This is a genomic window from Gracilibacillus xinjiangensis (genome assembly GCF_042651765.1).
GTDB lineage: Bacteria > Bacillota > Bacilli > Bacillales > Amphibacillaceae > Gracilibacillus > Gracilibacillus xinjiangensis.
Genome location: NZ_JBHSDT010000002.1, coordinates 185,004 through 197,602, shown reverse-complemented (window position 1 = coordinate 197,602; position 12,599 = coordinate 185,004). Strand labels below are relative to the sequence as shown.

Sequence of the window (12,599 nt, the reverse complement as noted above, 5' to 3'; positions counted from 1 at the left end):
ATGCAAATAGAATTAATTGGGAAAAATGAAAAAAACTACACAATGATAATTTTCGACATAATTAAACAATTCACTGAACAATTTCGGTCTTCTTCTTGATATAATAGTAGTAACAGCAGGGGGAGGCAGAATAGTTTGAAGAAGAAAATAAAAGTAATGGTTATCAGTATTGTTGTAATCGTATTAATTACAGACATATTTGCAGGAAACTACTTTTATAACCTTGCCATTAAAAGAGAGCAGAAAGATTTCTTACAGGGCAATGAAGATTTAACGGTTTCTGCAACAGCAATGGATGTTTTCTTGCAAGGTGGTTGGAGACAGTGGGTTTCACAGCAAGATTTTAATGAATGGGAACTAGAATCTTTCGATCGACAGAATTTGAAAGGATACTACCTTGAAGCAAAAGAACCAACGAATAAAACAGTAATGCTTGCTCATGGATATTTAGGAAAAGCGAAAGATATGGGGTTATATGGGCAATATTATTATGAGGAATTAGGATATAATATATTCATGCCTGATGCTCGTGGTCATGGTCAGAGTGAAGGTGATTACATTGGATTCGGCTGGCATGATCGACTTGATTGGATTGACTGGACAGAGAAGATTATAAAATATACTGGTGCAGAAACCCAAATTATTTGGCATGGTTTATCAATGGGTGGTGCCACAGTATTAATGGCTTCAGGAGAAGAACATCCGGAAAATGTTGAGTTAATTGTTTCAGATAGTGCGTACACAAATGTGTATGAGTTATTCCAATATCAATTGAAACGTATGTATAACTTACCTGCATTTCCGATTTTACCAACCTCCAATCTCATTACAAATTTACGGGCAGAGTATTCGCTTGTCGAAGCTTCAGCTCTGGAACAAGTCAAAAATGCCCAAGTTCCGATAATTTATTTCCACGGAAATAATGATTCCTTCGTTCCCGCGAAAATGGCAGAAGAGCTTTATCGACATACTGCTACTGATAAGGATCTCATACTTTTCGACAATGCAGGTCATGGAGAAGCGTATGCGATCCATGAAGAAAAATACCAAGAGCACTTGAAAAAAACCTTATTAAAATATATAGATTAATACTATATGAGAAGTCAACTGTATGATAAGACAGTTGGCTTTTTAAGAGTGCAGAAAGGTATGGAGCAAGAGCTATCTCGGAAGTTAGTATGGAACAATGACTAATTCAAAGCCGTGTTGTTAGGTGAAAGCGATTGTTTTCCCCAATGGCTGTAAAACATTACACCATTACAACATTAGCAAGCAATAGACAGTTCTAGTATAAGGCTATTTTTATTGCGCATTTTTCCACTAAGTAATAAAAATAAAAATATTTTAAATATATTAAAACTATTATCCTTTAACTTACGAATATATAGACAGCAAGTTTTTGGGATGGGAATGGATGTGGTGTGAGAGGAAATGAAGCAAGAATTAAAATGGATAAAAGCAATAAAAAAACGTTCTAGTGAATCGGCTGCCAATCAATTAATCGGAAAATATTACAAAGAAATGTATGCCTTTATTTACAAACAAATCATTGATCAGGAATTAGCAAAGGATATTACACAAGAAATTTTTATAAGTGCTTTAAAAACAATCCATCTTTTTAACGGGAAGGCATCTTTCCGGACATGGTTATACAAAATTGCTAATTCGCGTTTAATTGATTATTATCGCTCGAAATCATATAAACAATCGCAAAAGACAGATGTAATGGATGGTGTAGATATTCGAACAGAAGATAGTTTTACAATAAAGTTGGAACAAAAAGAAGAAGTAGGTCATGTATTGCAAGTGTTAGCCCAGTTTAATCAACAGAATCAGTATATTCTCAGGTTAAAGATTTTCGGTGAGTATACATTTCTGGAGATTGCTGAGATCACTAATTTAACCGAATCAACTGTGAAAACAAAATATTATGCAACAATACGTAAGCTCAAACAGTTGTTAATGGAAGGAGCTTCTAATGAAAAAACCAAATAGGAAGATACCATATCCTGACGAAATAGAAATCAATAAAGAAATTAGCAGTATATTAACCGAAGGAATAGATAAACGCGCAAATTTCTGGTCATTTCTACATACTATGTATCGCCAGCTTGGCTTTCGTTTTATCTTTCGAGACCTCACGGAAATAATCTATACCATTATCTTGTCTCTTTTTGTTGTCATTACATTACTAATGAGTTTAAGCGATTTATTGACATGGGCGGAATGGAATGTGTATACAACTATATTTACCTTATCACCCATCACTTATTTACTGTTTGCTTATTTCTTTTTTATCATTCAGAAACAAAAGCCGACGTATGAAGTGGAAATGGTATGTAAATATAACCTCTATCAACTTGCTGCGTTCAGAATGCTGACCTTTAGTATTGTCAGCATGTTATTAAATAGTGTGTTTATTTTGGGGTTAATGATAGAGGAATCGATTCATTTTGGTTACGCCTTTTTATTATCAAGCTCTTCCTTATTTTTATATGCTGTTATTTTCCTGTATATACAGTTATATGTACAATCAAGATTAGTAAAGCTGCTCCTGGCTATTGGTTGGGTGATAGGGAATATGCTTGCATCAATTTTTAGCGAAGAGTTGTACATTTTATTATTACAGCAAATCCCTTTGTATATCTACGGAATGATCATCATTGGCAGCTTTGTGTTATATCTTAAAGGATTGAAAAAGTTATTATTTGCTAGCCAAAGAGGAAGGATGAGTTAATTTGTTAGTCGTTGAAAATGTAAGTAAACAATATGGTAACTTTCAAGTATTAAATAGTATTCAATTAGAGTTTCAGAATGGTATTTATGGTTTATTAGCACCAAATGGGGCAGGGAAGACAACATTGATTAAAATGTTAGCAACTTTAATGTTTCCGACAAAAGGTGAAATTCTTTATAACGGAACAAATATTGTCCATTTAGATGACAAGTACCGTGATGTACTCGGCTATTTGCCTCAGCATTTTGGTTATTATAAAAATTATTCACCAGAAAAGTATTTGTTTTATTTAGCTGCATTAAAGGGGTTGAATAAGTCAACAGCAAAACAGAGAATCAAAGAACTCCTTACATTAGTAGGATTAGAAGATGTGAGACATAAGAAAATGAAGAAGTTTTCCGGTGGGATGATTCAGCGTGTTGGTATTGCGCAAGCAATGCTTAATGATCCAAAGATTTTAATATTAGATGAGCCTACAGCTGGATTAGACCCGAAAGAGCGCTCAAGGTTTAGAAAAATTTTAACATCGTTGGCGCGAGACCGCATCATTATATTATCTACACATATCGTTTCAGATGTCGAATCAATCGCCAATCAAATTATAATGATGAAAGATAAAAAGATTTTGTATAAGGATACGGTTGCAGACATCAGCAATCAGTTAAAAGGTATGCTGTTTGAGACACAGGTGTCTTTAACCGAAGGAGATCAATTCCGCGCCAATTATCAAATAATTGGCGAAAGACAGGAACGGGGTAAGCTCTTCTTTCGCTTTGTTGCTGAACAAAAGCAAGACGAATCTTGGATTGAGATTTCCCCAACTTTAGAAGATGTGTTTTTACATGTTTATGAAGATGATCAAACATTGGCGGGAAGTATGTGATGATAATTCAACAAGAACTGCTAAAAATTTTCAGGTTGCCAATTGTAGGGATACTGCTCTTATTCTTTATCATTATCAATAGTTTATTTATTTGGAGCAATTCCTATATAAAGGGAGAATTATCATTATTAACATCACTTGTTGATAAATATGGAACAGAAACAAATGAAGAAATGCTATCCCAATTTGGTGATGACTATGAACAAATATCTGATTGGGTCAGCAAAGTAGAGGGTCCAAACGGGAAGACAGGCTATAAACATCCTTCTGAATTGTTAGAGGATGACGAAATCTTTTTGAATCCTCCTATGAGTGAAAAAGATTTTGATCAACTATTAGAATACAACCTTATTGAAACCTATTATCGAACAGCGCAAGATATCGATGTCATTTATGAAAACTTAGATATCGAAAATAGAGCAGAAACAATAATTAACTTATATGGGTTTAAAGGAGAAGCGGCAGAAACGATACGTGCCCAATTTGAGCAGTTGGAAGACAGAAAAGTGCAATTAATTGAAAATCAGGAACATAAACATCTATTTTTTTATGGGAAGATCTATGAAATGCATAACTTGCTTTTTAAAGATATTGGCTTAATCCTCATTTTTGAATTAATTATATTAGTTGTCCTTATAACAGGAGCAGTAACAAACTATGAATTTGAGCAAAAGACAGCATTAGTTACCTATACAACGAAAATTGGGAGAAAACTGGTTTTGCATAAGTTCATTTCTGCTGGGATTGCGAATACTGCTGCCATTTTCAGCTTAACAGGCGCAACACTTGGAATATACTTTCTTGTATTTACCTATGATGGACTATGGAATGTTCCGGTTAGTTCCTATTTCAATGCAATAACTGAGTTTCCGTATATTACTTGGTGGAACATCAGTTTTATCGAATATGTTGGTTTAATGGTTTTACTGATTTATTTGGTGATGTTGTTATTTAGCGGAATGACTTATATTCTATCAATTTGGTTGAAGAATACGTATCTTGTTTTTTTTAGCTTTATGGTGTTCCTCAGTTTAGGTATAGTTTTGCCAGGTTATGTGCCATTATCAACAAATTGGACTTATTATGTACACCAGACACCGTTTTTCTTAATCTTAAATCCACAGGAATGGTTTATGGGATATAGTGCTTTTACGATTTCCCCATATTATGAACCTATCACAATTAGCAGCTGGGCAATATTTATCTTTGGATTGATATATTTAAGCATCCGTCATTTTTATCGCCAGGCATTGCATTGAAAGGAGTACATATGAAAATTATTATTTATGAGATAAAGAAATTATTTCATTGGAAAGTGGTAACATTGGTTCTGCTTCTGAGTTTTTTCTTTTATCAATTTTTTATGGAGTTTGAATTTACGCATTTTCCAAATGGCAGACCAACAACTGACCACTTTCTTATTGCTAAAGATATGATTGCAGATTATGGGAACGAAATGGATGAGACAGAATTTAAGGATTTTAAATTAACATACCAGAAGGAAATAGAAAAGGCAGACGATTATTTAAAGTCACGAGAGGATAGCGTAGCATTAGGGATAAAAACGTATGAACAATTTCAGGCAAGGGACTGGGATGATGAAGGTGTGAGTGAACTTTCGAGTAGGATTTTGTTCGAGGAAGGTGTAGACATTTTTTGGGAGCTTCAGGCACGTGAAGGTATTATAGAACGCTATGAGCAAAGGGAAGAGGATTTTTACAGGGTGACAGGCCATATTCATGATAAAGTTTGGAAACAGAAAATGGCAGAAGAAAAAAACTATAATAGCATACTTCCTATTTCGGTTGTGGAAAATTACAATAATTTAATCAAAATGGTTGCAATATGGGTTGTAGTCTCCGTAATGATAATTACAGGAAGAGTCTTTATTGTTGACCAAAAAAACAGTGTACTGTTAATACAATATACATCAGAAACCGGGAGACGCATTTTTCAGAAGAAAGTGATAGCATCTGTTATATCGACATTACTTATTACAACAGTGTATCTTGTTGCTTTTTTTTCCATGTACCGAACGAATAAAACTGCTGAATTTTTCCAATCGAGGGTCTGGTCATATGATAATTTCTTTTATTTAAGTTGGTTTAATATCAATTTCTTTCAATTTATTATTCTCACTGTAATTGGGATATACATTCTTGCATTAGTTGCAGGAATGCTTTCAACCATTCTATCAAGATATATGTCGAATTATATTACCTTAATTGGATCACAAGTGCCGATTGTCATATTACTAGTGTATTTTATTGGAGAATATTTAATTTTTAATCTAAGCAGTATACATGATCCGAAGTTCTTGCCATTCATTATCTATACAATTCTGATAGCTTTTGCTTTTTTCTGGCTTACCTACCGAATGAGAAGAGAGAAAAATCTTGATATCTTATAAATATTACTTAGTGCTTTCTTGTTTCGTTAAGAAAGCACTTCTTCTTTTATGGAGATCTATTACTATCCATTGTGAAAACCAATAATGTAAAAAAAAATTTACCCATATTTTCATTGATGACATCTTCCTGACACATAAAACTTATATTATAATAATTATAATATAAAAATTACCTTAAAAATATAAAATGAGGTAGGTTATTTATGGATGGAAAAAAAGGATTGGCGATCATAGGTTTGCTTAGTGTATTTGCTATTGGAGGATTTGAATTAGCTAAAGAAACAAAAAATGAAAAAGAAAAGATAGTAACATTTAATAAACCGTCTAGCGTTAAGTTAACTGAAAAAAAAGATAGTTTTCTTACGGGTTTCGTTAAGAATGAATATTTGCTAGATGTTCCCCACATTTCTCAATTACCAGAGTTAATGCGAGGGTGTGAGGTAACAAGTTTAGCCATGCTTTTAAACTATTATAACATCGAGGTAGATAAACTTGAATTGGCAGAAAATATCCAATATGAAGCTTTTGAAGTGAACGGAATTAGAGGAAATATGCATGAAGGGTTTGTTGGCAATATGGAGACATTCAGCAAGCCGGGTCTTGGTGTGTATATTGAACCAATTATGGAATTAGCAACCCAATACGTGTCAGCTGACCGTATAATAGATTTAACAAATAAAGAGCCTGAAAATTTATACGAAGAAGTGCAAAACGATAGGCCGGTATGGATTATTACAAATGCCCAATTTGATGAGTTAAGTGATCAACAATTTATGACATGGCAAACAGAACTAGGAGAAATGCAAGTTACTTACCAACATCACAGTGTTGTTGTTACTGGTTATGATGAAGATTATGTATACGTAAATGATCCACTGACAAAAGAAAAAAACAAAGCAGTAAATCGGGAGGATTTTGAAGAGGCATGGATTCAAATGGGGCAACAAGCATTTACTATATCCCCGTTGTAATGCTAATTATTTGAAAGTAAGTTGACAATTCAACTATATAAATGTGGACTGCCAGATAAGTGTGAATTAATTGGTAAGTAGGAAAAAAGTTAAAGTGGTGTGCAGAAATTGTCGGAACCAAACTGTATACAAAAGTAACCGTTAAAAATGGGAATATAACTAGATAATTTTATTAAATTATGGAAAAATTAGAGCGATAGGGATATGCTCTAATTTTTTTATCAATAAATTAATTCGGTACTTTTATAAAAGAGGGTGAAACTAATGAAAATCATGCTAGTAGAAGACGATAAAACCATTGCTTCGGGACTAGAATTTTCTCTACAGCAAGAAGGCTATGAAACTGTCGTCTGTTTTCAAGCGTCGACGGCAGAAAATGCGATAACAGAAAAAATAACTCAAATTGATTTATTTTTATTCGATCTCTCGTTACCAGATGGAAGTGGCTATGAGCTCTGTCAAAAAGTTAAACAAATCAGTGATAAGCCAGTAATCTTTTTAACAGCTTTAGATGATGAAGTAAATGTGGTAATGGGTCTAGATATGGGGGCTGATGATTATATTACCAAGCCTTTCCGAATTAGAGAATTACTATCAAGGATTAAATCTGTTCTTAGAAGGTATAATAAAGACCCTAATGAACAGTCGATAATTATTTACCAGAATATTAAAATTAACAGACTGGAAGGTAAAGTCTATAAAGGTGGAACAGAAGTATTATTAACAGCACTGGAATATCGTTTATTATTAATTTTTGCTAACCATATTGGTCAGATTTTAACTAGGGAACAGTTACTAGAAAAAATATGGGACATAGCTGGTGATTTCGTAAATGACAATACGTTAACTGTTTATATTAAAAGGCTGAGAGATAAATTAGAAGATCACCCGCAAAAGCCGATAGTTATTAAAACAATACGAGGCATGGGCTATCGAATGGGGGAATAATGTGTTACGAAATAAAGAGATTGCTAATTTTCTATTAAGTTTTTCGGTAGTTGGACTCATTGCCACAATGACAGCAGCTATCCTTTTTACAGCAAATGTCGCAGTTTTCGTTGTTATAACACTCTTCGTTTTGGCGACGATCTATCTTATTTATACATCTTATCGTTATCGGAAGATTAGTCAACTCTCCACCTATTTACGCAGAATTAATAGTGGTGAATTCAGTCTTGATATCCGCGATAATCGTGAAGGTGAACTTAGTATTCTTCAAAATGAGATATACAAAGTAACATTAAAACTGTCGGAACAAAATAAAACCCTCGAACAAGAAAGAGTAAAGCTGAACAATGCTATTTCCGATATTTCCCATCAGATTAAAACACCGCTTACCTCCATGATGGTGATGGCAGATTTACTGGGTAGCCATGAACTTGACGAATCTAAAAGAATGGAATTCACCCATAATATTCAGAACCAGCTAGAGAGAATGGAATGGCTTGTAACTACATTGCTTAAATTAGCTAAAATAGATGCAGGTGTCGTTCAATTTAAGAAAGAACCATATTCTGTCACTGAGCTAGTGAATAAAGCAGTTGAATCTGTTATGATCCCTATCGATATTAAGGAACAGTATTTACAGATAAAAGGAGAAGAGAACGTCATCTTAACTGGTGACCTTAACTGGACAAAAGAAGCAATAATTAATATTTTGAAAAATTGTGTGGAACATACGGAGGAAAAAGGGAGTATTACTATTTCCTATGCTGATAATACCCTTTACACACTTATAACCATTGAGGATAACGGCAAAGGTATAGCTAAATCAGACCTACCGTATATTTTTAAGCGTTTTTATAAAGGAAAAGATGGCAGTGATGACAGTGTTGGCATTGGTTTGGCAATGGCGTACAGTATTATTACAAACCAGCAAGGCGATATTGAGGTGTATAGTAAAGAAGGTGAGGGAACACAATTTCAGTTAAAGTTTTATAAAGGAATTATCTGATTAGATGACATTATTGTCACATTAAAGTCACTTGATAGTCATATTAGACAGATATACTTTAGTTAAATAAAAATTGTGGAGGAATAACAATGACTATTTTACAAATTAATCATCTGTCTAAATCATATGGCGAGGGAGCTACAGCTGTAAAGGCGTTAGACGATATCTCATTTACAGTGGAGAAAGGAGAATTTGTTGCAATCATCGGGCCATCCGGATCAGGGAAATCCACTTTATTACACTTGCTTGGTGGTGTGGACAGACCAACGAGTGGGCAGGTACTTGTTGACAATACAGATATCTATCAATTAGATGAAACAAAATTGGCTATATTCAGAAGAAGACAAATCGGTTTGATTTATCAATTTTATAATCTTATACCTGTTTTAACAGTTGAAGAGAATATGACTTTACCTCTATTGTTAGATAATCATAAAGTAAATCAGACACAGTTCCATGATATTATTGGGAAATTAGGCTTAGAGAACCGATTAAATCATTTGCCTAATCAGTTATCAGGCGGCCAGCAGCAAAGAGTTTCCATTGGACGTGCGCTTATTAGTAATCCGGCAATAATGCTTGCAGATGAACCAACAGGTAACTTAGACAGCAAAAACAGCAAAGAAATCATTGAATTATTAAAATTATTTAATAAAATGTATAATCAAACATTAATTGTTATCACACATGATGAAAGGATTGCATTACAGGCAGATCGTGTAATTTCCATTGAAGACGGCAAAATCGCCAAAGATGAGGTGATTCGTCCATGAATATTATGAATAAATTAACGATTCGACATTTAAAACAAAATCGTAAACGGACAATCGTGACAATTATTGGTGTCATTATTTCTGTGGCGATGATTACAGCAGTTACGACATTAGGTGTGTCGTTTCTTGATTTAATGAAAAGACAAACAATTGCTAATAATGGAGATTGGCATGGACTATACCGAGACGTCTCTGCAGGGGATATAGAAATAATTAATAATGATGCTTCGGTTGGTGAGTTAAGTATAATCAATGAACTAGGTTATGCGAAAATAGAGGGAAATAATAACCTTAATAAGCCTTATCTTTATATTCAGCAGATCAATGATAATGGATTGGCACTATTTCCGATAGAGATCGCAGAGGGAAGGTTGCCTAAAGCTGTCGATGAAATTATTATATCAAAAGATTTATGGAGAGACTCTGAAGTCGACTTAGAAATCGGCGACCAAGTCACAATGGATATAGGGCAACGAGTGCTCCCTGATTCAGAAGAATCACTTGATCAATCGGTTGAATTACAAGTATCTGAAGAAGGAAGTTTAACAGAACAATTTATTAAGGAAGAGACAATGACATTTACTGTTGTTGGCACCATTGATCAAACAAAGTGGGATGCATCATGGACACCTGGTTATACAGCTGTCGGTTATTTAGATTTGGATATGCTTCCACTGGGAGAAAGATTAGACGCATACGCTACATTTAAAAGTGTTGATTTTTCACTGTTTGAAAAAGCAGAAAACATTATGGAACAAATAAATACAGAAGTAGTAACATACCATAATGAACTGCTAAGATATTATGGTATCACAAAGAATGTGGATTTAGGCATTACACTTTTTTCACTTCTCGGTATTATCATTCTGGTCATAATGATCGGATCAATTTCATTAATATACAATGCTTTTGCGATAAGTGTTTCTGAACGCTCTCGTCATCTTGGTATGCTTTCAAGTATTGGTGCGACGAAGAAGCAGAAGCGGAATTCAGTCTTTTTTGAAGGTGCAGTCATCGGTGCAATCAGTATTCCTTTAGGTATTATTGCAGGAGTAGGCGGAATTGCATTAACTTTCTGGTTTATTAATTCAGTTATCTTAATTGAAGAATCATTAGGTGTGTCAGAGAAGCTGCATGTTGTTTTGACCCAATGGTCTATTTTTGCTGCCGTTATTATTTCAGCTTTGACGATTTTTATTTCCACTTATAAACCAGCAAAAAAGGCATCCAGAATATCTGCCATTGATGCTATTCGACAATCTGATGATGTGAAGTTAACGGGAAAAGCAGTAAAAACATCGAAATGGACGCAGAAACTTTTTGGTATCGAAGCAGAAATAGGATTGAAAAATTTAAAGCGGAATAGGAAAAGGTACCGAGCAACTTTATTTTCTCTTGTAATCAGTATTGTGCTATTCATTACAATATCATATTTTACTGAAAATTTAGGGAGATCATTTGAGATGTCAATGGAGAATATTAATTTTGACTACAAATTAAGCAGTGGTGCGAATAAATTAACCGATGAGGACTTGGAAGATTTCACTAATCTGGAAGGTGTAACGGAATATAGTTTAGTCAACAGTATCCAATTGAATACATGGATAGGAGAGAGTAAAATTGCTGAACAACTGACACAAGCTCCCAATTATAAGGAAATGTTACAGGATGGGAAATATCCATATTATGTGAACTTTTATGGATATGATAATCAAAGTTTTGCCGCATATGCGAACAATATTGGTGTTGACCCGGAAGAATTTATGGATGCTTCCAACCCGAAAGCAATTGTTGTTGATGAGGTTACGTACAGGGATCCAGAGACTGGCCGGTTCATTCATGCGAATACCATTTATCAAAAGGTAGGCGAAGAACTCAATCTGTATGCAATGAATTATGAAACAGAAGAAGAAATCCAGTTAGGTACGGTAGAAATTGGCGCATTAACGGACCAGATTCCCATGGGGATGTATACAGCCCGACCCGGAGGAATAGATGTGGTCATGCCTAAACAAATTTTCAATGAATTTGTAAATAATACAGAACATTTAGTTGAAACAACACTATATTTGAATAGCTCTAATAAATCTTTAACTGAGAGTGGGATAAATGAGATGAAGAGCTCAGACATGTACTTCTATAATGTTGTTCAGCAAAGAGAAGATGAACAGCGGCTTTTGCTGTTTATGTCTGTATTTATCTACGGATTTCTAACATTAATCTCAGCAATTTCAATTGCCAATATATTTAACACTGTTTCGACAAGTGTGGCATTACGAAAGCGGGAGTTTGCCATGCTGAAGTCTGTTGGAATGACACCAAAAGGCTTTGACAAAATGATATACTATGAAAGTATTTTTTATGGAATAAAAGCATTGCTGTATGGTTTACCACTAAGTATTCTTATTATTGCCTTAATGTATAAAGCTTTTCAAAGTACATTTGAGTATGGCTTTACATTCCCTTGGATGAGTATACTCTATGTAATCATAAGTATCTTTGTGATTGTAGGTACAACGATGGTTTATTCTATTAGAAAAATAAAGAAAGAAAATATAATGGATGGTTTAAAACAAGAGTCTATCTAATGAAAATATTCTCCCTATATCATTAGGGAGAATATTCTTAATTTAGGGAAAGCAGCACATATTTAGATGAATATTATAAGATATGACAGACTAATAATGTTTCCTATGGTTCGTACTTGGGGAATACGTGGAGGGAAGTTTTTCTGCTGCAATATAAGCTGGCTAATGCAAAATACAATATTTCTTGCTAATTTATCTCTAAAATATATATAGTATTTTTACATGAAGCAGAAATTCAGCTAATATTCGGTCTTTCTTTCTGTCTGTTTATATAAAGACACTC

Annotated in this window: 11 protein-coding genes; all 11 read left to right on the top strand. The window is 34.0% G+C overall.

Annotated features, from left to right (window positions below; all coding sequences use genetic code 11):
• Window positions 1–135 precede the first annotated feature (135 nt).
• The 11 genes from ACFOY7_RS02495 (at window position 136) to ACFOY7_RS02445 (ending at window position 12,316) form a co-directional block, all read left to right on the top strand.
• Window positions 136–1,089, top strand: coding sequence for an alpha/beta hydrolase (locus tag ACFOY7_RS02495; protein WP_390249088.1), 954 nt, complete (start codon window positions 136–138; stop codon window positions 1,087–1,089).
• Between the two features lie 342 nt (window positions 1,090–1,431).
• The gene (locus ACFOY7_RS02490) at window positions 1,432–1,995 is read left to right on the top strand and encodes an RNA polymerase sigma factor (RefSeq protein ID WP_390249085.1); all 564 of its coding nucleotides are present in this window, start codon (window positions 1,432–1,434) and stop codon (window positions 1,993–1,995) included.
• Window positions 1,979–2,737: a hypothetical protein gene (locus tag ACFOY7_RS02485; RefSeq protein WP_390249082.1), complete on the top strand. Its 759-nt coding sequence runs from the start codon at window positions 1,979–1,981 to the stop codon at window positions 2,735–2,737. Before ACFOY7_RS02490 ends, ACFOY7_RS02485 begins: the two co-directional genes overlap by 17 nt.
• A 1-nt stretch (window position 2,738) precedes the next feature.
• Window positions 2,739–3,620, top strand: coding sequence for an ABC transporter ATP-binding protein (locus tag ACFOY7_RS02480; protein WP_390249078.1), 882 nt, complete (start codon window positions 2,739–2,741; stop codon window positions 3,618–3,620).
• Complete coding sequence (locus tag ACFOY7_RS02475) at window positions 3,620–4,879, top strand: hypothetical protein (RefSeq protein ID WP_390249075.1); 1,260 nt, start codon at window positions 3,620–3,622, stop codon at window positions 4,877–4,879. Before ACFOY7_RS02480 ends, ACFOY7_RS02475 begins: the two co-directional genes overlap by 1 nt.
• Before the next feature lie 11 nt (window positions 4,880–4,890).
• Window positions 4,891–6,030, top strand: coding sequence for a hypothetical protein (locus ACFOY7_RS02470; RefSeq protein ID WP_390249072.1), 1,140 nt, complete (start codon window positions 4,891–4,893; stop codon window positions 6,028–6,030).
• A 203-nt stretch (window positions 6,031–6,233) separates the two neighbouring features.
• On the top strand, window positions 6,234–7,001 hold the full coding sequence (locus ACFOY7_RS02465; RefSeq protein ID WP_390249070.1) for a C39 family peptidase: 768 nt from the start codon (window positions 6,234–6,236) through the stop codon (window positions 6,999–7,001).
• Window positions 7,002–7,265: 264 nt separating this feature from the next.
• Window positions 7,266–7,949 carry a response regulator transcription factor gene (locus ACFOY7_RS02460; protein WP_390249067.1) on the top strand — a complete coding sequence of 228 codons (684 nt, stop codon included), beginning with the start codon at window positions 7,266–7,268 and terminating at the stop codon, window positions 7,947–7,949.
• 1 nt (window position 7,950) lies between these two features.
• Window positions 7,951–8,955 (top strand): sensor histidine kinase, encoded by a 1,005-nt coding sequence (locus tag ACFOY7_RS02455; protein ID WP_390249064.1) that lies wholly within the window; start codon window positions 7,951–7,953, stop codon window positions 8,953–8,955.
• A gap of 89 nt (window positions 8,956–9,044) precedes the next feature.
• On the top strand, window positions 9,045–9,728 hold the full coding sequence (locus ACFOY7_RS02450; protein WP_390249061.1) for an ABC transporter ATP-binding protein: 684 nt from the start codon (window positions 9,045–9,047) through the stop codon (window positions 9,726–9,728).
• Between the two features lie 5 nt (window positions 9,729–9,733).
• Complete coding sequence (locus ACFOY7_RS02445; RefSeq protein WP_390249058.1) at window positions 9,734–12,316, top strand: ABC transporter permease; 2,583 nt, start codon at window positions 9,734–9,736, stop codon at window positions 12,314–12,316.
• The last annotated feature ends 283 nt before the right edge of the window (window positions 12,317–12,599 follow it).

Coding starts and splice junctions, on each gene's coding strand:
- ACFOY7_RS02490 (WP_390249085.1), top strand. CDS start 1,432: ATGAAGCAAGAATTAAAATGGATAAAAGCAATAAAAAAACGTTCTAGT.
- ACFOY7_RS02485 (WP_390249082.1), top strand. CDS start 1,979: ATGAAAAAACCAAATAGGAAGATACCATATCCTGACGAAATAGAAATC.
- ACFOY7_RS02475 (WP_390249075.1), top strand. CDS start 3,620: ATGATAATTCAACAAGAACTGCTAAAAATTTTCAGGTTGCCAATTGTA.
- ACFOY7_RS02470 (WP_390249072.1), top strand. CDS start 4,891: ATGAAAATTATTATTTATGAGATAAAGAAATTATTTCATTGGAAAGTG.
- ACFOY7_RS02465 (WP_390249070.1), top strand. CDS start 6,234: ATGGATGGAAAAAAAGGATTGGCGATCATAGGTTTGCTTAGTGTATTT.
- ACFOY7_RS02460 (WP_390249067.1), top strand. CDS start 7,266: ATGAAAATCATGCTAGTAGAAGACGATAAAACCATTGCTTCGGGACTA.
- ACFOY7_RS02450 (WP_390249061.1), top strand. CDS start 9,045: ATGACTATTTTACAAATTAATCATCTGTCTAAATCATATGGCGAGGGA.
- ACFOY7_RS02445 (WP_390249058.1), top strand. CDS start 9,734: ATGAATAAATTAACGATTCGACATTTAAAACAAAATCGTAAACGGACA.